Raw genomic sequence first — 21,455 nt, 5'->3', positions numbered from 1 at the left:
GAGAGCGACCTATATGTCAATATTTTTTGAACAGCGCCTATCTTCTCGGGTCGTGAAATGTCTGCGTTCATTCTCCCCCAATTACGAATTAGTCAGGCGTCTCCGCCCGGCGTTTGCCCTATCTCTCCCCGGGAGAGTTACTCGTCCGGGACTCGCACGAACTTTGCGGACAGGACTCCGTACCGGGCCTCGTCGTTCGAAAAATCGTAGGGTTCCCCATCCCGTGCACTCGCGTAGATTCCGTCTTCGGATTTCTCTCGACAGTCCTTCCAGTGAAGTTCGAACTGCGGCGTGAACCTATCGACGACGTCCCACTCATAGGAAACCGGTTCAGTCACAGTCGGGTCGTGGTTCACGTCCGTGATGAGCAGGAAGAGACCACCAGACGCGGTGACGCGTGTTATCTCACTGATGGTCTTTTCTAAGTCGTCGACGTGGTCGAGCGAGTTAAACGAGACGACTACGTCGAAGAAGTCGTCCGAAAACGGTATCTCCTCGGCCCCACTGTCCACGTATTCCATCCCGGAGTCCCGAATCAGACCAGCACGCTGATACTCCTCGGCTAGCGGGTCCAGTCCGACCCGTCGCTTCGTCATCGTCGCCCAGTCGAGCGACCCACGGGGACCACAGCCAATGTCCAGAATCCGTTTCCCCCGGTACTCCTCCTTGTCGATATCGAAGTGAGTAGTGTAAAAGTACTCGTAATGGTCGGCGGACAACTCGCCGCTCTTCGCTTTTTGCAACTGCCAGTAGCCCAACTCCGCCTGTTGTTTCTTCTCGGTTTGATTGGTGACGAATAGCGCGCGCGCTAAATTCAGGCCCGCTTTCATAAAGTAGTAGGACCGGTCGATGACCATAGACCTACCACCATAGCATACTGTATATTCCTTTGGGCTATCACGGTCAGTCGCGGGAGAAGCGTTCTTCGTTCGCCGTTTTAGCAGGAATACGACGACTGCACGTTTGCGGTTTCGCCCCCCGTTCTCTTCACTGATGAAATGATAAATATCACACATAAATTTATTCGGGCAACATAGATGAGATATTATCGAGTTTGATGACCCGATACCGCATTCAACCTCAAATTTCCTACTTGTCACGATGATTCGTCGGGAGACATTGAGTAGAATAATCTAGCAATATAAATTTCTTGCCTAAAGTGTATGTATTTAGTATCTCGGGGAGGGGACCGGTGGTTATTTAAGTAATCGCTAACCCATTGAAATCTGCATGGCACGCGACGAAATGGCAGAAGAGACGAACGCAGACCGTTCGCTACTCGACCGACGAAGTTACCTGCGGCTAGCGGGTGCGGCCGCAGCTTCCGTTGTCGCAACGAGCGCGGGAACCGCGGCTCAGTCGAGCGACACACTCCTCCACGAACCGTTCGAAGACGGTACGTATCGTGAACACTTCACGGACGTCCACGACGAAGGGAATTGGCAGGATTCGGTCGTTGAGTCCCCCTCGAAGGTCGGGAGCAACGCAATGAGAGTGGGCTTCCCCGAGGGCTACTTCGACGGAATGATTGCACGCGTCGACCCCGTAGAAGCGGGGTACCTGTCGGAGAACACGACCGAATTGTACTCGAGCTACTGGGTACGATTCGATCAGGACTTCGAGAACGGTGACCACCGAAAGAAACTGCCGGGTCCGGGGAACATCGAGAGCGGTACGGGTCACGGTGGCGATCCGTCAGACGGGACTGGGTGGAGCGCGCGAGCTACCTTCTACAATAGTACTGCTTCCGGTTCAGAGATTACACTCGGTAATTACGTGTACCACATGGACATGGACGGTACCTACGGCGACACGTTTGGCGCGACTCGCGTGACGAAAGGTGATTGGCACCGTATCGACCAACACCTGAAGCTCAACACGACTTCGGGGGGTTCGGCTAACCGTGACGGCGTCCTCGAACAGTGGATTGACGGTCAGAAGACCACCGACGAGCATTCGATGCGGTTCACCAACCACCCCGAAGACGGCATCAACTACATCTGGCACGTCTGGCACGGCGGGAGCAATCCTGCGCCTCAGGACCAGGCGTGTTACTTCGACAACTGGGCACTCAGCACGACCCAGATGCCGGACATCTCGGGGAGCGGAACGTCCGGTAGCGGCGACCAGACGCAGGGGAAACCGCTCGAACTCGTCGCGGGGTCGAACACCTCGGACGTGCAGTACGAGTTCACCGTCGAGGGGAGCGTCACCAAGAACACGTCGGCGGGCGACAAGGCCGCGGAGACCAACGACTCCATAACCGACAACGGCGACGGCACGGTGACGGTGACCGGAAAGTCGGGCAACGGCTACGGCGACTCCTACTACGTGGACGGGAGTTTCACCTCGATGAGTCTGGACGAGAGCAAGTGGACGATTCGGTACGACGGGACCGAAGTCGGCGTGCAGGAACTCCTGCCGTCGGCCGCGCCGAGCGTCGAGCGGTTCGACGTGTCTACGAGTAACAAGCTCGGCGGCGACCGGATGTTCTCGGTCAAGTGGGCCGCGGCCGACGCCGACGGCGACCTCGACACGGTCGAGGCGGTCGTCAACGACGGCTCCACCGACGTGAACTTCGCAGTGAACGACGTGAGCGGGTCCAGTGCCTCCGGATGGGAACTGTTCCAGTTCCCCGCGGGGACCACCATGGACGTGACCCTCCGCGTGAAGGACGCGGCCGGGAGCGTCACGAAGCGGAACCAGTCCATCTCCCTCTAGGGCGATTCGACCAGTTCGTACTCGACGGTGACACCGACCGTCACGTCGATGGGTCCGCTCGACGGGGCGGTCCCGGACTGCTCGGCCGCCCCCGCGCCGAGCGCGGCACCCGACTGACGGGCGCGCGAGCGGTCCTCGGTCGTCAGCGAGCGCACGCCGCCGACGTCGGCCCCCTCCGCCGCGGCGGCGGCTTCGGCCTTCCGTCGTGCAGTCGTCACCGCGTCAGTGACTGCCTCGCGCTCCAGTTCGCGCTTCGTCTCGGTCCGGAACGTGAACGTCACGTCCTCGATTTCGGCTTCTGCCTCGTCCACTCCGGCCGCGAGGATGTCGCCGAGCGCATCGAGGTCGTCGAGCGTCACGGCCACGGTCTCGGTCGCCTCGAAGGGGCGAGACTCGGGGTCGCGCTCGGCGTCCCCGCCGTGTCCGGGTGGTTGTCGTCTGACCCGGAACCGAGCGGTCCTGACGTTCTCGTCGGTCGCACCGGCGTCGACGACGACGCGACGGAGTTCGGTCGCTCGCCGGGCGACGCTCCGTCGCGCCGCGGTCACCTCGGGTTCGACTACGCGGGTCTCGAACACGAGTTCGACGCGGTCCGGAGGCGCTCGCGTTCGGCCGACGGCGCCGGTCGTAATCGTCGAGTCCGTCATGGGAGTCGAAACGTCGGCTGGGAAAATGTGGTTTCCCCAACTATGTCACTTACTACCGCATGAGCTGGTCCACGCCGACCGTCCGGAGCGTCCGCCACCCCGCCACCGCGGCCGCCAGCGTCCCGATGACCAGCGCGATGGCTCCGCCGAGAACGAGAACCGACCCCGGCGCCTGCACCAGTCCCTCGAAGCCGACGATTTCCGCGGCGACGTAGTTCAGTCCCGCCACGAACGGCGGGGTGACCGCGACGCCGACGAGACCGCCCACAGCGCCGAGCAGGACGCCCTGCGCGGCGACCATCCCGACCACCGTCTTCGAGGAGACCCCGAGCGCGGTCAGCGCGGCGAGTTCCTCCTTCTGCTGGAAGACGACGATTGAGAGGACGTTGAGCGTCAGCGCGAACCCCGCGACCACCGCGAGGACGACCAGCGCACCGCCGACCGCGATGACGACCGCGTTGTGTCGGAGGACCGAGCGCATCTGCTCGTCGTTCGTCCGAATCGTGTAGTCCGGGTAGGCCCGCTGAAGTTCGCGCTCCACCGCACTCGTGTTCGCGCCCTCCTTCAGATTGACGGTGATGAACGTCGCCTTGTCGGTGCCCGTCGTGCCCGTGACCTCCTGCAGTTCGCTGAGGTAGGTCGTCACCGTCGGCGCGCCGAGGAAACTGGAGAACGTCGAGGAGATGCCGGTGACCTCGAACTCGTGTTCGCGGGCGCTCTCGACCGACCCGCCGACGTAGATGGTGTCGCCGACCCCGACATCGAGCATCTCGGCGGTCCGCGGGTCGATGACTATGTCGTAGTGCATCGTCCCGTTGTACGTGCCGTTCTGGTAGTGACCGTCGCCGTGGGGGAGTTCGCCCTTCTCGTAGGAGACGAACGGCCCGCCGCCGGGGACGCCGACCCCGACCAGCGTCTGCATCTCTCCGGAGCCGTTGCCCACGTAAACCGCCTGAAACGCCATCGGTACCGCAGATTCTACCCGTTCGCGCGACTCGATGTCGCGCGACACGTTGTGTGCGTCGAGGATGGACGTGCCGAACCCGCCGGGACCCTTCGAGAGCGACCCGCCGGTGACCCAGAGGTCCCGGCCCGACGCGTCGAACTTCTGCTGGCCCGTCTCGAAGACGCCGTAGCCGAGGCTGGCGAGCAGGGTGGTCGAGAGGACCGCGACCGCGATGCCGACCACCGCGAGGACGGTCCGCGCGCGGTCGTGGCGGAGTTGGGCCGCCGCGACCGAGGCCGCGACGCGGAGTCTGCTCACGCGACCACCTCCAGAACCGAGTTCTGGCGTACCCGCGCTCGCTCGTTGCGCCCGCTCACGCGACCACCTCCGGAGTCCGGTGACGACGCGAACGGCGAGTCACCGAATCACCTCCGCGACGCCCTCGGTCCGGCTCTCCATCGCCAGCAGGTACGGCGCGACCAGCACGCCGATGAGCAACGACACGCCGAACCCGTAGGCCACCAGCAGCGGGTGGAAGTTGGCGATGGGAACGGGAGCGATGGCGCGAACCGCGGCGTAGTTCGTGACCGCGGTCGTGAGATACGCGAGGACGATTCCGAGCGCGCCCCCGACCAGCGTGAGCGCGAGCGCCTGCACCACGAGCAGGACCGCGCGAGCGCGCCGCGAGAACCCGACGGCGGTGAGCGTCGCCAACTGCTCGCTGTCGGCCTCGACCTGCAGTCCCTGCGTAGTCGCCACGAACAGCGTCCCGACGACGACGGCGATGAGCAGGGCCGCGACCCCCATCGCCAGCGGGAGGTCGGAGTCAGTCGAGTTCTGTGCGGTGAACCCAGAGCGGGTGACGGCGTTCGCAGTCGGGAATCGGTCTTCGAGAGACGACTGGAGGCCACCCGCGTTCGACTGGACGAGAATCTGGTCGGCCAAGTCGCCCGACTGCGCGCCGGTGACGGTCTGGAGTTCGCTCAGGTGGACGACCATTACGGGCATGCCAGAGAGGCCCGACTGGACCGCGGCGCTCTCGACGGCCGTGACCCGCAGGTCGCGGTTCGCCGACCCGGAGACGGCCCCGCTGACCGAGATGTTTGCGGTCCGGTTCACGCCGAGACGCCGGGCCGCGCCCGTCGAGAGGACGGCTTGACCGGTCCACTCGCCGTCGTAGCTCCCGTTCGCGTAGTGGGGGTCGCCCGGCGACAGCGGCGCTGTCGGGAGTCCGGCCACCCGGTCGAGTTTCGGGTCCGGGACGACGCCGACCCCGAGGACGTACTCGGTCGTACCGCCGGACCGGACCTTCAGCACCGAAATCTGCACTGGCGTCGCGTACTCGACTCGTCCGTCGTCGTTGAGCGCGGCGCTCTTGGCGTGAACGTCGCCGAGTTGCGCCGACTCGGTGGAGACGACCATCGTGGACGCGCCCCCGCCCTCCGGGACGACCCAGTAGTCCACGGCGTCCCCGCGGACGGTCGTGCCCTGAACCAGACCGAGACCGGTCGCGGTGACGACCAGCATGAGCGCCACCGCGACGGCCACGCCGAGGACGCTGACCGCGGTCTGGCGCGGTGCGGTCCGGGTCGCCTTGGTGGCGGTCCGGCGGAGCGCGACCCCGACGAGACCGACCCAGCGCGTGAACCTACTCATGGCTGCTCCTCGGCGTCTCGGACGCATCGCTCCCCCTCACCATCGCAGACGACCCCCTTCACGCATCTTTCACCCGTCCGTCGCGGAGTCGAATCACCCGGTCGGTCCGGTCGAGCGCTCGCTCGTCGTGGGACGCCAGCACCACCGCGCGGTCCTCGGCGAGGTCCGCGAGCAGGTCGAGGATGACCGCGCCGGTGTCGGTGTCGAGTTCGCCGGTGGGTTCGTCGGCGAACACGACGAGGGGGTCCCCGGCGAGCGCGCGGGCCACCGCGACCCGCTGTTGCTCGCCGCCGGACAGTTCTCCGGGGCGGTGGCCCAGTCGGTCGCCCAGTCCGACGCGTTCGAGCAGGTCGGCGGCCTGTTCGCGGCGCTCGGACTTCCTCATCCCGCGCTCGACCAGCGGAAGCGCGACGTTGGTCCGGGCCGACAGCGAGGGTAGGAGGTGGAATCGCTGGAAGACGATGCCGACCTGCTCCAGTCGCAGGCGGGTCAACTCCCCCTGCGAGAGCGCCGACACGTCCTCGCCCGCGAGCGTGACGGTGCCCTCCGTCGGCACGTCCAACCCCGAGAGCAGGTGGATGAGCGTGGACTTGCCGCTCCCGCTCGGTCCCGACAGGCCGACGAACTCGCCGCGCTCGACGGTCAGCGACACGTCTTCGAGCGCGGTGACCGTCGGGCGGTCGTCGCGGTCGTCGCCGCCGAACGAGAACCACCCGCCGCTGCCCCCGCGTGCGTACGTCCGCGTGACCCTCGTACACTCCACCACGGCCTCTCTCCGGTCCGATTCCTCCGTCGCTGTTCGCGTACTCGCGTCCATCAGTCCCCCACCAGAACGAGAGTGTAAACGACGCCGACACACTTAGCGTTTCAGGCCGTTCACCGCTGAGAGGGTGTTAAATCAAGGGTTCGCGGCGTTCCGAGTCGGTTCGACCGGTTACTGGAACACCGTCTCGCGGATGACGATACGGCCGTAACTCTTGACGGTGACTTCGTAGCCGTGATACCGAAACGTCACGTTACACTCGCGGACGGCACCGCTCGCGGTCGGCCGGAAGAGGTCGTCGAGCGCGTCGGGGTCCACCTCGGTGGCCTCGTAGAGCGGTCGCAGGTCCATCACGTCGGAGTCGGTCATCTCCACGATGGCGAGCGGAACGGCGATGCTCGGCGGGTCCGACGGGTACGAGTAGGTCACGCGGTAGGTCCCGTCTTCGGGGTCCGTGGCGAGTATCTGTACGGTGTTGTCCTCGTTCATGGACTCGATTGGCGAAGAACGCTATTGAATGGCCGAGTTCGTGCGAATCCTCCCACCATATAACGGGTAGATTGCGGTCACCCGGTCCGGCGTTTCGACTCGTACGTGGACGTTAGTTCGGCCCCCACACTGGAAAGTTCGGCCCCCACGCTGGAAACCTCTCGTTAGGAGCGCGACAGGACGGCGCGACTGAGCGTCACCGCCGATTTCGACCGCCCGTTCCGGCGCTCACGGCGCATCATTGCGGGGTTCGGCCGACCCACTCTGCGGTGCCTCCCCACGGTCGCCGCGTCACGACCGCCACACGACTTTTTCTACTCGGAACCGACAGACGTGGTGAGAGGGTGTGTTCTACATGGGAACGAAAGACCACTGGTACGAGAACGCGACGTTCTACGCCATCGACGTGGAGGCGTTCGCGGACGGCGACGACGACGGCGTCGGCGACTTCGAGGGGATGGCCGACCGACTCGACTACCTCGAGAGTCTCGGCATCGACTGTATCTGGCTCCTCCCGTTCTACCCGTCGCCGAACCGGGACAACGGCTACGACGTGACCGACTACTACGGCGTGGACGACCGCCACGGGACGCTCGGCGACTTCGTGGAGTTCGTCCGCGAGACCGACCGCAGGGGACTTCGAGTCATCGTCGACCTCGTGGTCAACCACACGTCCGACCAGCATCCGTGGTTCCAGAAGGCCCGGAAGGACCCTGACTCGAAGTACCGCGACTACTACGTCTGGCAGGAGGACCCGCCCGATGACCCGGACCCGCACCGCGGCCCGGTGTTCCCCGGCGAAGAGGACACCGTCTGGAGTTACGACCAAGCGGCCGAGGCGTTCTACTACCACCGATTCTACCACTTCCAACCCGACCTCAACACCGCCAACCCGGACGTCCGCGAGGAGATTCGCAAGATTATGGGGTTCTGGCTCGAACTCGGCGTCTCGGGGTTCCGGGTGGACGCCGCCACGCTGATGATAGACAACAAGGGCGGTCTCGAATCCACGCGACTCGACGACCCGCACGGCGTCCTCCGAGACATGCGCCACTTCGTGGAGCGGCGCGGCGACGACGCCATCCTGTTCGCCGAGGCCGACGACGCGCCCGACCGACTCGGCGACTACTTCGGGAGCACTCGCGGCCGACGCTCGCCCGACGCCGACTCGGGGTCCGACGTCGAACACGACGAGGGCGACGAGATAAACGTCATGCTCAACTTCCTGCTCGACGCCTACCTCGTGTTGGCGCTGGCCGAGCGGGAGGCCGAACCGATTCGAGAGGTGCTTGACATCCTGCCCGTCCCGCCCGAGGGCGGCCAGTGGGCCAACTTCCTCCGGAACTACGACGAACTCAACATCGGTCGCCTCCCCGAGGCGGACCAGCAGCGAGTGTTCGAGGCGTTCGCGCCAGACGAGGAGATGCGCATCTACGGCCGGGGCATCCGGCGACGCCTCGCGCCGATGCTGGACGGCGACCCCGACCGCATCCGACTCGCCTACAGCCTCCTGTTCTCGCTCCCCGGCGCGCCGCTGCTGGTCTACGGCGACGAAATCGGCATGGGCGACGACCTGAGTCTCCCCGGCCGAAACGCGGTCCGGACCCCGATGCAGTGGTCCAGCGGGAAGAACGGCGGGTTCTCGTCGGCCGACCGCGAGCAACTCGTGCGGCCGGTCGTCTCCGGCGGCGAGTACGGCTACGAGACGGTCAACGTCGCCGACCAGCGCGGCGACCCCGACTCGCTGTTCCAGTGGTTCTCGCGCCTCAACCGCCTCCGTTCGGAATGTCCGGAAATCGGTCACGGCGACTGCGAAGTCCTCGACGCCGACGACCCGGCGGTCTTCGCCCACCGCATGACCAGCGACCACGGGCAGGTGGTCGCGGTCCACAATCTCGGCGAGGAGCGCGCCGAAGCGACGCTGGAACTGGACGACGAACCCGTCCGCCTGTTCGGCGACGCGGCCTTCGAGCGCGTCGCCGATAGAGTCGCCGTCGAGAGCGATGGCGGGGAGGACGGGAGCGCCGACGAGTGGCGCTTCGAGTTGGGTCGGTACGGGTTCTGCTGGGTACGAGTCGAGGAGTCCGTGTAATCGCGGAGTGGCGACAATTCGAAGTCCGTGCGATAGCCGAGTGGGAATCGAGGTATCCGTGAGACGGCCGAGAATAGTGACCGTCGATTCGACGACTCCGGCTTACACCGAGTCGCTGAACTCCTCTTCCAACAGCGCGACGTTGCGCTCGTTTGCCTTCCAGACCGCGTCCACGATGGTCCCGAGGACCGGAACCGAACCGATGACCGCGTCAACGCCGACGTTGAACAGCATCTTCAGCAGGGTATCGCGCGACGCCCCCATCTGGGCACCCTCGGCGACGATGTACAGCGAGATGGCCGCCGACACCGCGTCGCCGCCCACCGGCAGGATGCCCAGAATCGGATCGAGTCCGATTTTGTAGTTGACGACCGGGAGTTCGATGGCCTCGTCGAGTAACCTCGCGACGGTTCGGACGCGCTCCATCGCGGGCGGTTCGTCCGTGACGGTGACTTCGATGGGTTGGCCTTGTTCGTCGGGTCCGAGGTCCATGACGAACCGGTGGACGCGCGAGACGAAAGGCTTGCTGGCCTCGCGAGTCGTGGCTCGGAGTTTCGTCGGTCGTCCCGGGGAGAACACGGTCTATCCGCGCTGTGGCCCGCGGTTTCGCTCGTCTAGCCGAAACAGCTATCCATCGGTCTACCGAGTGCTGGTTGCATGAACGACGCTCCGAACGTCGTGTGGCTTACGCTGGAGAGTGTCAGGGCCGACCACACGCCGATGGGTGGGTACGAGCGGAACACGACGCCCGCAATCGCGCAGTTGGCGGCCGAGTCCGACGCGACCGCGTTCGAGAACTGCTTCGCGCACTCGATGTGGACGCCCGCCTCCAGCGCGTCGATTTTCACGGGGACGTACCTCTCGGACCACGGGGTCGGAAAGGAGGGGACCGGGATGCGGAAGTTACCGCCGAACCTGACGACGCTGCCCGCACTCCTCTCGAACGAGGGGTATCGGACCGCCTGCCTCTCGCCGAACGGCTACTTGAGTTCCGCGAACGGACTCGACCGCGGGTTTCAGGACTTCTACTGGCTCTCGAAGAATCTGGCCGACGGCGGCGTTGCGGACTTGGTGAAGTACGGCCTGAACCTCGGGCCCCACGAGGGGAGTCCGCTCAACGAGAAGACCCGGGGACTCCTGAAGTACGCGCTGAACGTCAGGTCCCACGGGCCGGGACTGACACTCGACAAGGACCGCCACAACCTCGCGTACCTCACCACCGACATCGCAAAGCAGTGGGTCTCGGACGTCACGAAGGGCGAGGACCCCTTCTTCCTCTACGCGCACGTCGGGAACCCGCACCACCCGTACTGCCCGCCGCGGCGGGCGCGGGAGAGGTTCCGCGACGAACTCCCGACCTCGATGGAGGACGCGATAGACCTCTCGCTGGACACCTACGCGGGCAGCGACGAGATACGACGACTCAACGCGAACGGGAGTCCGCTGGACGACGACCAGTGGGACGCCATCGAGACGCTGTACGACACCGAAATCACCTACGCCGACGACTGCGTTCGCGAAATCGTGAATCAGGTCCGGGCGCTCGACGACGGAAACACGATTTTCGTCGTCACGGCCGACCACGGTGAACTCTTCGGGGAGTACGGACTCGTCGGCCACAACCTCGTCCTCCACGACGCGCTGACACACGTTCCGCTCGTCGTCGCCGGGGCGGACCTCGACTGCGACGGCGACGAACTCGTCCAGCACGTGGACGTGACCCGGACCGTCGCAAGCATCGCGGGGGTAGACCACGAGCAGTTCCGCGGGTACGACCTCCGGACCGAGGAGCGAGCGTACTGTCTCAGCCAGCGCGGGCGCGCCGATTTAGACGAGTTCTTCGAGATAAACTCCGCGTTCGACACCGAACTCCTCCACGAACACCCGGTCAGCGCGATTCGGACGCGCGAGTTCAAGTATCTCGAAAGCGCCGCGGACTCCCACCTCTTCGCGTTGCCCGACGAGACTACGGACGTGAGCGACGACTACCCGGAGGTCGTCGAGACGCTCTCGGGCGTCGCCGACGAGTGGGTCGATTGGACCGCGGCCGAGACCGACGAGGCGGAGTTCACCGACGACATGAGAGAGCAGTTAGCGGACTTAGGATATCTGTAGCCTCCCTGCTCGGGGTCGGGAGTCGGACCAGTCACTTCTCGTTCAGTTCTGTCGCCCGTCCCTCGTTTCTACGCAGTCGGACGAACTGCCGAGTCAGTCGAAAAGAAAGCGGCGTCGCGTTACGCTTCGGCGGTCGTGGTTTCCGAGTCGGCCTGTCGGTCCTCGACCGTGATGGTGATGGACTTGCCGAAGTCCGTGGTGAGAACTTCGAGGAACGCCTCGCCCGGTTCGAGACCGAGGTCGGTTTTGTCCACCTTGAACTGTACCTGCAGCGACTCGCCGGGTTCTGCCGTCACGGTTTGTTCCGCGATAACCGTCCCGTCGATTCGGAGTTCCACCGTCTCGGTCACGGATTGGTCGGTGGGATTACTGACCCTCGCGTTCACGACCAGTTGGCCGTCGTTCAAGACCAACGTGTCGGGTGCACTGAGTTCGGGGACCTGGAGCGATGGTTCGGCAGTGGTCGTCGTCTCGGTGGTGGTCGTTTCTGTCGGCGTCTCAGTCTCTGTCGGCGTCTCGGTTTCCGTTTCGGTCGTCGTCGTGGTCTCGGTCGGCGTTTCGGTCGTGGTCGTAGTCGTCTCCGTCGTAGTCGTCGTTTCGTCGGGCAGTTGCGATTTCACGTCCTCCGGCAGGTTGACGACGAACGTGACGTTCTCGATGGTCACGTCGCGGACGACGAACCTCACGCTCTGGAGGTCGGACTTCGAAATCTCGGTCTTGTCGGCCGCGGCATCGCCGAGACTCTCCTTGAGCGACGCACCGCTCAGGAGTTTCGTGAGGTCGAGGTGGACCGTTCGGTCACTTATCGAGATGTTGTCCACGACGACCGTCCGGTCTACCTCGTCGGCGTCTCCGACGACGAACGAGAAGTTCTCGATGTGAACCCTCTCGATTGTGAAGGTAATCTTCCGTTCTTCGACCGGTTGTTCGACCGGCGTGGTAGTCTCCGTCGTCGTCTCGGTCGTAGTCGTGGTGGTCTCTGTCGGCGTTTCGGTCGTAGTCGTGGTCGTTGTAGTGGTTTCCGTGGGCGTCTCAGTCGTCGTCGTAGTCGTTTCGGTTGGCGTCTCCGTCGTCGTGGTCGTGGTCGTGGTCGTCTCTGTCGGTGTTTCTGTCGTAGTTGTCGTGGTATCAGTCGGCGTTTCCGTTGTCGTTGTCGTCGTTTCCGTCGGCGTCTCCGTCGTCGTGGTCGTGGTCGTCTCTGTCGGTGTTTCTGTCGTGGTCGTCGTCGTTTCCGTCGGCGTCTCCGTCGTCGTTGTCGTCGTTTCGGTTGTGGTGGTTTCTGTGGTCGTGGTTGTCGTCTCAGTTGTCGTAGTCGTCTCCGTCGGCGTTTCGGTAGTCGTGGTTGTCGTTTCAGTAGTGGTCTCGGTCGTCGTCTCCGTCGTGGTCGTCGTCTCCGTCGTGGTCGTTGTCGTTTCAGCAGCCTCCTCGACGGTGACGAACGCCTCGTCCACGACGACCTGATTGTCTACCGTGTACGCGCCGTCCTCCTGTCCTTGGGTCTCCACGAAGTCGAACTCCTGATTAGCGTTGGTGTCCCGGTAGGCCACCGCGAGGAGGCGCTGGGACTCGTTTATCGGTTCGTCGAGTCTCACCTGCACGTTCTCGTGAGTCCCGGCTTCGAGGTACTGCGAGGTCCCGAGAATGCTGTCGAGGACCGACCCGTTCAGGAGACTCCGGTTGTGTATCGCCACGAATCCCCCTTCTTCGAGCGTCACCTGCGAGATGGTGACGACCGTCCCGTTACTGGTCTGATTTTCGAAAGTTATCGTGGTGTTCGCCTGCGTCTGAACGTCTCGTACCGCGTCGCTCGGTGGCGACTGGACGTCACCGGCGTCGGGACCTGTGGCCCCGAGCGTGGTGGCCACTCCCCCGAAAATCATCGCTGTCACTAACATTATCGCTAAAGATGTGTGCTTTCGGCTCATCGATTTTCTCCCCCGCCGGACAGTATACGACGATTGGGATAAATCCGCTGGCGGACGATACACGGGTTCTCAGCCCCCTGAGAGAGGAGTCGCCCGCCCGCCGGGTCCGGATTACACCGTAATCTTCCGTCCGACCCATCGCGGAATCGCCGCGAGGACTCGGAGACCGGGGGCACCGTCCAAGAGCCACAGTGCGAAGACACACACGCCGAACACGACTTCGAACACGACGAGCGAATCGAGCGACAACTGGTCGAGGTGCGCGATGAAACTCTGTCCGGTCGAGTACTCTATCGGCGGGAGGAGCGGCCACACGAGGAAGCGCAGCGAAGAGAAGGTCCCGTCCAGCACGGGGTAGAGCGCGTCGCCGAAGAGGTGTGAACCGTAGCCGACCGCGAACGCCGTGGCCACGGTACCGTGGTCGCGCCTGCGGAGCAGGAGTTCGAGGACTATGACGAGGACGACGGCGGTGAGCAGCGAGTGGGTCAGCGAGCGCCCGGTCGGGAGAACGTCGAGCGTCCACGCTAACGGCTTGTCCACGAGGTCCGGGAACTGCGTGCCGAACGCGAGCGCGACGGTCGGCGGGCCGTCGGGCGCTCGGCGGTGCCAGAGGTGGACGAAAGCGGTATACAGGAGATACCCCACCGCGAGATGCCCCCAAGGCCACATGGCGTTCCCTTCGGAGTGCGTCGGGTTATTCCTTCGGGCGAGACGCCCTCCGGCGACGATTCCGGCGGCAGTTCGGACGAGTCAGTTCCTGCGCCGGTCACTACAGCGGTCCCAGCGGAGTAAGTTCCGAGCGCCGAACCGATTCAATTGAACAGGAGATATTTCAAAGAACGGGTGGTCGTCTCGCTGGGGATGGGAATGAAAGCCGTCATCTTAGCTGCAGGAGAGGGGAGCCGTTTACGCCCGTTGACAGAGGACAAGCCGAAGGGGATGGTGGAGGTAGACGGGAGACCGATTCTGAGCCACTGCTTCGAGGAACTGTCGGCGCTGGACGCCGACGAGTTCGTCGTCGTGGTCGGCTACCGGAAACAGGACATCATCGACTACTACGGCGACGAGTTCGACGGGATTCCGATTACGTACGCTCACCAGCGCGAACAGCAGGGTCTCGCCCACGCGCTGTTGACCGTCGAGGAGTACATCGAGGACGACTTCATGCTGATGCTGGGCGACAACATCTTCGACGCGAATCTGGGCGACGTGGTCAAGCGCCAGCGGGAGGACCGGGCCGACGCCGCCTTCCTGACCGAGGAGGTTCCCTACGAGGAGGCCGACCGCTACGGCGTCTGTGACACCAACGACTACGGCGAAATCACCGACGTGGTCGAGAAGCCCGAGGACCCGCCGTCGAACCTCGTGATGACCGGGTTCTACACCTTCACGCCCGCCATCTTCCACGCCTGCCACCTCGTCCAGCCTTCGAACCGCGGCGAGTACGAAATCAGCGAGGCCATCGACCTCCTGATTCGGAGCGGCCGGACCATCGACGCGATTCGGATGGACGGATGGCGCGTGGACGTGGGATACCCCGAAGACCGCGACAGGGCCGAGCGTCTGCTCGACGGTCGAAGCGCGGACGCCGAACCGACCGAAACGTCGGCAGAGAGCGACTGATTCCCCTTCCTCCGTACATCGCAGTGTTCGGCGAACGGAATCATTCGGGGAGAACCTCCGACTGGGTGAACCCGCGGTCGCAGTTCGAGCAGTAGTACCGACCGAGACCGCGTTTTCTCACGCCGCGTCGCCGGCCGCAGTCCGGACACGGAATGTCGATGAGTAGGGTCATTCGATTCTCTATACACGAGGCGGACCGACTTCAGCGTACTCCCGGGGTGCTAGCGAGACCGGGGACGAACGTCGCGCGGGCGACCTGTCGGACGGCAGTTACGCCGCCTTTATGCACGGTCCTCGGACTCCAGTACCCATGGGTCGTTGGGGTGAACTCGCACGACAGGGACGCGCCGAGACCGGGGACGAGCGACCGCCCTCGATGGAGGCGTTCCTCGAATCAAACCACCAGTTGTTCACCGTCATCGGTATCTTCGGTGCGCTCTCGGTCTACCTGATGAAGTTCCGGCAATCGACCGCCACGAGGACCGGCGCTGTCGGCGCGGTCCTGCTCCTGTTCCTGCTCACGTCGTTCGTGGCGGTCAAGAACTCCTACCGCTGCACCGAGCGAGCGCGACGCCACGGCGACTACCTGCTGCTATTCGGCTTCGCCGTCTTCATGTACGCGTTCGTCACCCTGGTGGTCTCGGTCCTCCTCGTCATCCTCAGCGGGTACGCGCAGGGGGCCGAGAGCGTCCTCGGGTCGAGTTTCGTCTACGCGCTCGTGTTCGTCTACGTGCCGTTCGTCTTTCGGGCCGACGCCCTCCGGGAGTTCTCCGGGAGGACCCCGGTGGCGTCCGGGATTCGGTACGCGCCGCACCTCGCCGCGGTCGCGCTGGCGGGATGGTACGGGACCCGGTGGCTGAGGGGGTCGCCGCCGACGCTGGAACTCGACAGTGCGGCCTACTCCATCGGTATCTCCCTCAGCCTCGTCGCCAACCACTTCCTCATCACCGCGGGTCTGGTCGCGGTGCTGTGGGTCGCCGAGAGGGGTGTGACGAGAGTACAGCAGTGAGATGAGGTTAGGTGAGGTGAGTTGACATCGCCGAAAACTGTCAGTAACTGCCGGCCATTCGGTCGATTTTCGGGTCGGTGAACACGTCCTTCTCGTCGTAACTCGGCGACGAGAACTCCGAGACGACCGCGCCCTCCTCGCCCGCTTTAAACCAGTGGCGAGTGTCGGGCGGAATCGTGTACTGCTCGCCGGGTTCGAGGTGAATTTCCTGCTCGGCGGTGTAGAACTCCTCGCGCCCGGGCGGTTCGACCGACCAGTCCTCGCGTCGGGTCGCGTCGGCGTCCCCGTCGTCGCTCTCCACGAAGAGGAACACCTCCCCGGCGCGACACCGGAAGGTCTCGCGCTTGCCGGGGTAGTCGTCGAAGGGCGGGTGGCGATGCTCGGGACAGGTCTGGTCGGGGAACAACACGAGTTCCTTCGCGCAGTATCGGTCGTCGTTGACGTAGACGACGATTTCGGTCCCGACCGATTCGAGGTCGCCGAGACCGTAGTCCACGACCTCCATCTCCGTTCGCTCCTCGTCGGTAAGAACGACGCCCGCGTCCGCGAGCATCTCGGCCGCACGCTCGCGGGCGCGCTCTCGCTCGGATGCGCTGGTCACGGCGGGGATACGTCGCCGCGGAACAAAACCGTTGGCGACTGGAGTCACTCCGGGGATTCGGAGTCGTCGGCGAGTTTCATGAGCGAGACGTTACCGCTCTGGTCGAGTTCGATGCGGTACCCGTAGTACGAGAACTCGACTTCGACCTGTGCCTCGGGCGGCGGCGGACTGCTGAAGAGGTGTTCGACGAGATGGTCTATCTGGTCGTAGAGCGGCGGTAAGTCGGTCACCTCGCAGTTCTCCAGATTCGCGACGAGTCGGAGGAGACTCTGGTTCGCCTCTTCGACTTCCGGCGTGACCTTGCGGTGGTATATCTTGCTCTCGCGCTCAGACGTGTCTCGCTCGTCGTTTTCGTTCCCACTCGGCATCACGCAGAATGTAGACCCGAAACGTCGAAAGTTTCACCCCCAGTTTCCTCGCGGGCGAGTCGGAATAAATCGGCGGCGAACGGGTTATGGCGTCGCGCAGTCGAGGGACTTCGGGCGGCGCTCGGAGACCCGCCGACAATCATTTGCCGGTCGGCGTTGGCGATACGCCACGGATGTTCAAGGCCCAAATCTCCGACGGCGAGCAGATAGAGTGCGACAGCTACGAGGTCGGCGAGCGAGGCGTGGAACTCTACGACGGTGACGACGAGTTCATCGCGTTCGTTCCGTTCGCACACCTGCTCTACGTCGGGAGCGTCACCAAAGACGGGCAGATGGTCTGGTAGCGGTCAGTCCGACCGAGAGGTGGACGCGCCGTCTCGACCGCGTTCCGACGGTTCAATAGCTCGTTGAACCCGTCCGAGTAGTTCGAGTCGCTCTGCGAGAAGAGTGTCCGAGAATCGCCGGTACTCGGTCGATATGCGGCGTCCCACGACACGTTACGGGCCTTAATTCCGGTTAATCGGGGTCGACTGAGACCAAGAATCGCGACCGCCTTTCTGCGTCGAGACCGAACCGCCGCTACCGATGAGTTCCGAACTGAGCGACGACGAACGGGAGCGCATCGAGACCTACTGCGAGACGCCGCCGTACGACCGTTCGCCCGAGGACCTGCTGCCGAACGGAGAGTACGACGACGTTCCACGCCCGCGTGAGGAGTCCGAAGGGTCGCTCTTCAGGACGGTCTGGGACCGCCTCCGAAGTCGATTTTGACCCCTTTCCGGGGGCCGCGGCTAGGTTTAAGCCAACTGCTACCGGCGCTACACTCGGGGGACCATGTTTCAAGACCGTACCGACGCCGGACGACAGTTAGCCGACCTTCTGGACCACCACGACGTGGAGGCCGACGTGGTACTGGGGATACCGCGCGGCGGCCTGCCGGTCGCGCGGCCGGTCGCGGACGGGCTCGACGTGCCACTGGACGTCGTGGTCGCGTCGAAAATCGGCGCGCCGGACAATCCGGAACTCGCAATCGGTGCCGTGGCGAGCGACGGGTCGGTCTGGCGAAACGACGACCTCTTGGACCGACTCGGCGTCGAGGAATCGTACGTCGAGCGAGAGCGCGAATCCGAAGTCGAGGCGGCGCGCCGGAAACTCGAACGTTACCGCGGTACGACCGACTTGCCGGACCTAGACGGCAAACGCGTACTCGTCGTGGACGATGGACTCGCCACTGGCGCGACCACCATCGCGGCGCTCCGACAGGTCCGCGCTGCGGGGGCGAGTCACGTCGTCCTCGCGGTGCCAGTCGGTTCGCCGAGTGCCATCGAGCGACTCCTCGCCGAGGCCGACGACGTGGTCGCGGTCGAGACGCCGCCCCACTTCGACGCGGTCGGCCAGTTCTACCGGTCGTTCGGTCAGGTCACGGACGACGAGGCGATGTCGTACCTCGAACGGTGAGATACTCACGGCCGACGATAGTATTGTAAAAATTGAGCACGACAGTTCTCGGTCATTCCTCTTCTGGGTTCTCGTATTATCGGTATACAAGAGGCCTATGGTCCAGATTTTCCGGACTCAGAACCGCTCCGAAACGCGGCCTAAATTGCCGGGTTTGAGTGTGTCAATAGCACACTTCAACGAAATCTTTAAGTACTTGACGGGCTAACTGTTGGTTAGGAAGCGAGGCCCCGGAGATTATTTAGGTTTTCTCCCCTCCCCGCGCCTCACCCAATCAATCAACCATGACGAGTACACGCATCCAGAGCTACGACGAACAGACCGGCGTAACCGAACGAACGGACGAGGACGAACGGACCGAAGAGACCCAACGCGAGGACGAGCAGGTCTGTCCCGAGTGCGGCGGGAACGTCACCGCCGACGAGGAACACGGCGAGACAGTCTGTGCGGAGTGCGGTCTCGTCGTCGAGGAGGACAACGTGGACCGCGGGCCGGAGTGGCGCGCGTTCGACGCCAGCGAGAAGGACGAGAAGAGCCGCGTCGGTGCCCCGACGACCAAGATGATGCACGACAAGGGACTCTCGACCAACATCGGCTGGCAGGACAAGGACGCCTACGGTCGGTCGCTCGGTAGCCGACAGCGCCAGAAGATGCAGCGTCTCCGCAAGTGGAACGAGCGCTTCCGCACCCGCGACTCCAAGGAGCGCAACCTCAAACAGGCGCTCGGCGAAATCGACCGGATGGGTAGCGCGCTCGGTCTCCCCGAGGAAGTCCGCGAGACCGCGTCGGTCATCTACCGCCGCGCGCTCGACGAGGACCTCCTCCCCGGCCGCTCCATCGAGGGCGTCGCCACCGCGGCAGTGTACGCGGCGGCCCGCCAGACCGGGACGCCCCGGTCCATCGACGAGGTCGCGAACGTCAGCCGAATCGACGAGATGGAGTTCAAGCGGACCTACCGCTACATCGTCCGCGAACTCAGCCTCCAGATTCAGCCCGCCGACCCCGAGGACTACGTCGCGCGGTTCGCCAGCGAACTCGGCATCTCCGACGAGTCCGAGCGCCGCGCCCGGGAACTCCTCCGGAACGCGAAGCGGCAGGGCATCCACAGCGGCAAGTCGCCGGTCGGTCTCGCGGCCGCCGCGGTGTACGCCGGACCGCTCCTGACCAACGAGAAGGTCACGCAGGCCGAGGTCAGCGACGTCGCGCAGGTCAGCGAGGTCACGATTCGGAACCGCTACCACGAACTGCTCGAAGCCTCCGAGAGCGGCGCTGTTCCGGCCTAAAACGTCTCTTCTTCGGCGTCGAACCGACGAGTAGCCCCGGCTACGTGACGGGTGCGGTCGTTCAGACGAACTCGACGTTCTCGAACCGGAACCGGGTCCCGCCGTCGGTCTCGTCGGTGATATCGACGGTCCAACCGTGAGCCTCGGCGATGCGGGCGACGATAGCTAGTCCCAGTCCCGTTCCGGACTCGGACGTCGTGTAGCCCGGGTCGAACACAGCCTCGCGTTCGTCCTCCGGGATGCCCGGCCCGTCGTCCTCGACGTAGAAACCGCGTCCGTCGAGTCGGCCGACCCTGACGGTCGTGACCCCGGCGTCCCCCTCCTCCTCGGCGAACACCGACCGGCGTTCACCGGGAGCGCCGTGTTCCGCGGTATTTTCGAGCACTTCGCGACCCACCGGCGTGGCGTGTTCGACGGCATCCTCGTGAGCGTGCGAACGAGGACACGTGGAGCCATGCTCCACGGCGTTTCGAAAGAGATTCTCGAAGACCCGTCGCAAGCGGTCGGGGGCGGCCCTGATTCGACCGTTGTCGAGGACGGTGAAATCGACGTCCTCGGACTCGACCATCCCCCAACATTCCGTCGCGAGGTCGCCGAGAGAGACCGACTGCGGGTCCGAAACGGTCCGCCCCTCGCGGGCCAGCGTCAGCGTGTCCTCCACGATGGTCTCGATTCGGCCGAGCGCGTCGGCCACCACGTCGAGGTGGTCGCTATCGTGCTCCTCGCGGGCCAGCGACAGTCGCCCCTCGGCCACGTTGAGGGGGTTGCGCAGGTCGTGGGAGATGACGTCCGCAAACTCCTCGAATCGGTCGCGCTGTCGGGAGAGTTCGGTCTCGCGGCGCTCGCGCTCCAGTTCGTAGCTGACCCAGTTGCCCATGAGTTCGACGAGCGTGACCTCCCAGTCGGAGAACGGGTCGCGCCGGGGGTCGTCGTTGTAGAAGCAGAAGGTTCCGTACACGTCTCCATCGACCAGTACCGGCGTCCCGACGTAACACTCGATTCCCTGCTCGGTGTAGCCCGCCCGGTCCGTGAGGTCCGGCGCGTCCACGGCGATGTCCGAGGCGACCAGCGTCTCTTCGGTGGCGATTGCCCGTTCGCAGTGGGTCTCGTCCAACGGTTGGGTGTCGCCCGGTCGGGCGTCCCCGTCGATGGGATGGACGAACTCGAACACGTACTCGTCGTCCGCAACGCGCGAGAGCGCGCCGTAATCGGTGTCCAGCGCGTCGCTACCGATGGCAAGAAGCGACTCGATTTTCTCGTCGAACGACGCGGACTTGTCCGCGATAATCCGGTAGACGCGCTGGAACACCTCGTCGCGTCGCCGCAAGTCGGCTTCGAGTCGCTTCCGCTCGCTGATATCCCGGAAGTAGACCGAGAGACCCGTCTCGGAGGGGTACGCGTGGACGTCGAACCACGCGTCGAGCGGTTCGTAGCGCTCCTCGAAACTGACTGCTTGCTGGGTCGCCATCGCTTCGCGGTACTTGTCGTGGAACCGCGTATCGACCGCCTCCGGGATGGCCTCCCAGATGGACTCGCCCCGGAGGTCGTCCTTGACAACTCCGGAAGCGGTGGCCGGACGGAGAATCCCTTCGGCGCGTTCGTTGACGTAGGTGAACCGCCACTCGTCGTCAAGTGCGAAGAAGGCGTCCGTCATTCTGTTGAGTATTTCTTCGTGTTCTTTCATCCTGTGAGATTGCTCGTTGTCTCCCTTCTCATGCCCCACCCCTTTGTGGCTTTCGCGTAGATGTAACAACCTCGC

22 protein-coding genes are annotated in these 21,455 nt (G+C 64.3%); 9 read left to right on the top strand and 13 right to left on the bottom strand.

Going from position 1 to position 21,455, the window contains the following annotated elements:
- Positions 1-137: 137 nt before the first annotated feature.
- Positions 138-857, bottom strand: a complete 720-nt coding sequence (locus tag FXF75_RS15495) for a class I SAM-dependent methyltransferase (protein WP_163522763.1) — start codon at positions 855-857, stop codon at positions 138-140.
- A gap of 373 nt (positions 858-1,230) precedes the next feature.
- Between FXF75_RS15495 and FXF75_RS23515 the strand changes: the two genes are divergently transcribed.
- The gene (locus FXF75_RS23515) at positions 1,231-2,721 is read left to right on the top strand and encodes a polysaccharide lyase (RefSeq protein ID WP_375335544.1); all 1,491 of its coding nucleotides are present in this window, start codon (positions 1,231-1,233) and stop codon (positions 2,719-2,721) included.
- Here FXF75_RS23515 and FXF75_RS15485 read toward each other — a convergent pair.
- The 5 genes from FXF75_RS15485 to FXF75_RS15465 all read right to left on the bottom strand — a co-directional run bounded on the left by FXF75_RS15485 (position 2,718) and on the right by FXF75_RS15465 (position 7,222).
- A complete protein-coding gene (locus FXF75_RS15485) occupies positions 2,718-3,368 on the bottom strand; it encodes an SIMPL domain-containing protein (protein WP_163522761.1) in 651 nt (216 codons plus the stop codon). The genes FXF75_RS23515 and FXF75_RS15485 overlap by 4 nt on opposite strands.
- Before the next feature lie 52 nt (positions 3,369-3,420).
- Complete coding sequence (locus FXF75_RS23360; RefSeq protein WP_163522760.1) at positions 3,421-4,632, bottom strand: ABC transporter permease; 1,212 nt, start codon at positions 4,630-4,632, stop codon at positions 3,421-3,423.
- A gap of 99 nt (positions 4,633-4,731) precedes the next feature.
- On the bottom strand, positions 4,732-5,970 hold the full coding sequence (locus tag FXF75_RS15475) for an ABC transporter permease (RefSeq protein ID WP_163522759.1): 1,239 nt from the start codon (positions 5,968-5,970) through the stop codon (positions 4,732-4,734).
- Between the two features lie 58 nt (positions 5,971-6,028).
- On the bottom strand, positions 6,029-6,787 hold the full coding sequence (locus tag FXF75_RS15470) for an ABC transporter ATP-binding protein (protein ID WP_163522758.1): 759 nt from the start codon (positions 6,785-6,787) through the stop codon (positions 6,029-6,031).
- A gap of 117 nt (positions 6,788-6,904) precedes the next feature.
- Complete coding sequence (locus FXF75_RS15465; protein ID WP_163522757.1) at positions 6,905-7,222, bottom strand: HalOD1 output domain-containing protein; 318 nt, start codon at positions 7,220-7,222, stop codon at positions 6,905-6,907.
- A gap of 355 nt (positions 7,223-7,577) precedes the next feature.
- On the opposite strand from FXF75_RS15465, the gene FXF75_RS15460 reads away from it, so the two are divergent.
- On the top strand, positions 7,578-9,314 hold the full coding sequence (locus FXF75_RS15460) for an alpha-amylase family protein (protein WP_163522756.1): 1,737 nt from the start codon (positions 7,578-7,580) through the stop codon (positions 9,312-9,314).
- A gap of 102 nt (positions 9,315-9,416) precedes the next feature.
- On the opposite strand, the gene FXF75_RS15455 is transcribed toward FXF75_RS15460, so the two are convergent.
- Positions 9,417-9,806, bottom strand: coding sequence for a DUF4112 domain-containing protein (locus FXF75_RS15455; protein ID WP_240334709.1), 390 nt, complete (start codon positions 9,804-9,806; stop codon positions 9,417-9,419).
- A 165-nt stretch (positions 9,807-9,971) separates the two neighbouring features.
- Between FXF75_RS15455 and FXF75_RS15450 the strand changes: the two genes are divergently transcribed.
- On the top strand, positions 9,972-11,429 hold the full coding sequence (locus FXF75_RS15450) for a sulfatase (RefSeq protein WP_163522755.1): 1,458 nt from the start codon (positions 9,972-9,974) through the stop codon (positions 11,427-11,429).
- A 119-nt stretch (positions 11,430-11,548) separates the two neighbouring features.
- Here FXF75_RS15450 and FXF75_RS22180 read toward each other — a convergent pair whose 3' ends face one another.
- Entirely contained in the window at positions 11,549-13,324 is a 1,776-nt protein-coding gene (locus FXF75_RS22180; protein ID WP_205427708.1) for a hypothetical protein, read from the bottom strand.
- Between the two features lie 141 nt (positions 13,325-13,465).
- On the bottom strand, positions 13,466-14,023 hold the full coding sequence (locus tag FXF75_RS15440; RefSeq protein WP_163522754.1) for a metal-dependent hydrolase: 558 nt from the start codon (positions 14,021-14,023) through the stop codon (positions 13,466-13,468).
- A gap of 198 nt (positions 14,024-14,221) precedes the next feature.
- On the opposite strand from FXF75_RS15440, the gene aglF reads away from it, so the two are divergent.
- Complete coding sequence (gene aglF / locus FXF75_RS15435) at positions 14,222-14,977, top strand: UTP--glucose-1-phosphate uridylyltransferase AglF (RefSeq protein ID WP_163523010.1); 756 nt, start codon at positions 14,222-14,224, stop codon at positions 14,975-14,977.
- Positions 14,978-15,017: 40 nt separating this feature from the next.
- Here aglF and FXF75_RS23135 read toward each other — a convergent pair whose 3' ends face one another.
- Positions 15,018-15,149 (bottom strand): hypothetical protein, encoded by a 132-nt coding sequence (locus FXF75_RS23135; RefSeq protein WP_275897424.1) that lies wholly within the window; start codon positions 15,147-15,149, stop codon positions 15,018-15,020.
- A 138-nt stretch (positions 15,150-15,287) separates the two neighbouring features.
- On the opposite strand from FXF75_RS23135, the gene FXF75_RS15430 reads away from it, so the two are divergent.
- The gene (locus FXF75_RS15430) at positions 15,288-15,986 is read left to right on the top strand and encodes a hypothetical protein (RefSeq protein ID WP_163522753.1); all 699 of its coding nucleotides are present in this window, start codon (positions 15,288-15,290) and stop codon (positions 15,984-15,986) included.
- Positions 15,987-16,026: 40 nt separating this feature from the next.
- Here the strand turns inward: FXF75_RS15430 and FXF75_RS15425 are convergent, their stop codons facing one another.
- Positions 16,027-16,587, bottom strand: coding sequence for a D-lyxose/D-mannose family sugar isomerase (locus tag FXF75_RS15425; RefSeq protein WP_309221837.1), 561 nt, complete (start codon positions 16,585-16,587; stop codon positions 16,027-16,029).
- 44 nt (positions 16,588-16,631) lie between these two features.
- Positions 16,632-16,955: a HalOD1 output domain-containing protein gene (locus FXF75_RS15420; protein WP_163522752.1), complete on the bottom strand. Its 324-nt coding sequence runs from the start codon at positions 16,953-16,955 to the stop codon at positions 16,632-16,634.
- Between the two features lie 173 nt (positions 16,956-17,128).
- Here FXF75_RS15420 and FXF75_RS22175 point away from each other — a divergent pair, with 173 nt between their 5' ends.
- The 4 genes from FXF75_RS22175 to FXF75_RS15405 all read left to right on the top strand — a co-directional run bounded on the left by FXF75_RS22175 (position 17,129) and on the right by FXF75_RS15405 (position 19,696).
- On the top strand, positions 17,129-17,299 hold the full coding sequence (locus tag FXF75_RS22175) for a hypothetical protein (protein ID WP_205427706.1): 171 nt from the start codon (positions 17,129-17,131) through the stop codon (positions 17,297-17,299).
- Positions 17,300-17,540: 241 nt separating this feature from the next.
- Positions 17,541-17,726, top strand: coding sequence for a hypothetical protein (locus tag FXF75_RS15415; protein ID WP_163522670.1), 186 nt, complete (start codon positions 17,541-17,543; stop codon positions 17,724-17,726).
- Positions 17,727-17,789: 63 nt separating this feature from the next.
- Positions 17,790-18,413, top strand: coding sequence for a phosphoribosyltransferase (locus FXF75_RS15410; protein ID WP_163522751.1), 624 nt, complete (start codon positions 17,790-17,792; stop codon positions 18,411-18,413).
- A 284-nt stretch (positions 18,414-18,697) separates the two neighbouring features.
- Complete coding sequence (locus FXF75_RS15405; protein WP_163522750.1) at positions 18,698-19,696, top strand: transcription initiation factor IIB family protein; 999 nt, start codon at positions 18,698-18,700, stop codon at positions 19,694-19,696.
- A 61-nt stretch (positions 19,697-19,757) separates the two neighbouring features.
- Here the strand turns inward: FXF75_RS15405 and FXF75_RS15400 are convergent, their stop codons facing one another.
- Complete coding sequence (locus FXF75_RS15400) at positions 19,758-21,380, bottom strand: ATP-binding protein (protein WP_275897423.1); 1,623 nt, start codon at positions 21,378-21,380, stop codon at positions 19,758-19,760.
- Between the last annotated feature and the right edge of the window lie 75 nt (positions 21,381-21,455).

Source organism: Halorussus sp. MSC15.2 (genome assembly GCF_010747475.1).
Taxonomy (GTDB): Archaea; Halobacteriota; Halobacteria; order Halobacteriales; family Haladaptataceae; genus Halorussus.
The sequence above is the reverse complement of the archived record's forward strand: the minus strand, read 5'-3'. Positions and strand labels throughout refer to the sequence as shown.

What these genes read in the sequence shown, in the direction of transcription:
- FXF75_RS15465 (WP_163522757.1), bottom strand. Translation starts at nt 7,222, where the DNA reads ATGAACGAGGACAACACCGTACAGATACTCGCCACGGACCCCGAAGAC.
- FXF75_RS15400 (WP_275897423.1), bottom strand. Translation starts at nt 21,380, where the DNA reads ATGAAAGAACACGAAGAAATACTCAACAGAATGACGGACGCCTTCTTC.
- FXF75_RS15475 (WP_163522759.1), bottom strand. Translation starts at nt 5,970, where the DNA reads ATGAGTAGGTTCACGCGCTGGGTCGGTCTCGTCGGGGTCGCGCTCCGC.
- FXF75_RS15485 (WP_163522761.1), bottom strand. Translation starts at nt 3,368, where the DNA reads ATGACGGACTCGACGATTACGACCGGCGCCGTCGGCCGAACGCGAGCG.
- FXF75_RS15405 (WP_163522750.1), top strand. Translation starts at nt 18,698, where the DNA reads ATGACGAGTACACGCATCCAGAGCTACGACGAACAGACCGGCGTAACC.
- FXF75_RS15430 (WP_163522753.1), top strand. Translation starts at nt 15,288, where the DNA reads ATGGGTCGTTGGGGTGAACTCGCACGACAGGGACGCGCCGAGACCGGG.
- FXF75_RS15455 (WP_240334709.1), bottom strand. Translation starts at nt 9,806, where the DNA reads ATGGACCTCGGACCCGACGAACAAGGCCAACCCATCGAAGTCACCGTC.
- FXF75_RS15415 (WP_163522670.1), top strand. Translation starts at nt 17,541, where the DNA reads ATGAGTTCCGAACTGAGCGACGACGAACGGGAGCGCATCGAGACCTAC.
- FXF75_RS23135 (WP_275897424.1), bottom strand. Translation starts at nt 15,149, where the DNA reads ATGACCCTACTCATCGACATTCCGTGTCCGGACTGCGGCCGGCGACGC.
- FXF75_RS15440 (WP_163522754.1), bottom strand. Translation starts at nt 14,023, where the DNA reads ATGTGGCCTTGGGGGCATCTCGCGGTGGGGTATCTCCTGTATACCGCT.
- FXF75_RS15410 (WP_163522751.1), top strand. Translation starts at nt 17,790, where the DNA reads ATGTTTCAAGACCGTACCGACGCCGGACGACAGTTAGCCGACCTTCTG.
- FXF75_RS23515 (WP_375335544.1), top strand. Translation starts at nt 1,231, where the DNA reads ATGGCACGCGACGAAATGGCAGAAGAGACGAACGCAGACCGTTCGCTA.
- FXF75_RS15450 (WP_163522755.1), top strand. Translation starts at nt 9,972, where the DNA reads ATGAACGACGCTCCGAACGTCGTGTGGCTTACGCTGGAGAGTGTCAGG.
- aglF (WP_163523010.1), top strand. Translation starts at nt 14,222, where the DNA reads ATGAAAGCCGTCATCTTAGCTGCAGGAGAGGGGAGCCGTTTACGCCCG.
- FXF75_RS22180 (WP_205427708.1), bottom strand. Translation starts at nt 13,324, where the DNA reads ATGTTAGTGACAGCGATGATTTTCGGGGGAGTGGCCACCACGCTCGGG.
- FXF75_RS15460 (WP_163522756.1), top strand. Translation starts at nt 7,578, where the DNA reads ATGGGAACGAAAGACCACTGGTACGAGAACGCGACGTTCTACGCCATC.
- FXF75_RS15495 (WP_163522763.1), bottom strand. Translation starts at nt 857, where the DNA reads ATGGTCATCGACCGGTCCTACTACTTTATGAAAGCGGGCCTGAATTTA.
- FXF75_RS15420 (WP_163522752.1), bottom strand. Translation starts at nt 16,955, where the DNA reads ATGCCGAGTGGGAACGAAAACGACGAGCGAGACACGTCTGAGCGCGAG.
- FXF75_RS22175 (WP_205427706.1), top strand. Translation starts at nt 17,129, where the DNA reads ATGTTCAAGGCCCAAATCTCCGACGGCGAGCAGATAGAGTGCGACAGC.
- FXF75_RS15470 (WP_163522758.1), bottom strand. Translation starts at nt 6,787, where the DNA reads ATGGACGCGAGTACGCGAACAGCGACGGAGGAATCGGACCGGAGAGAG.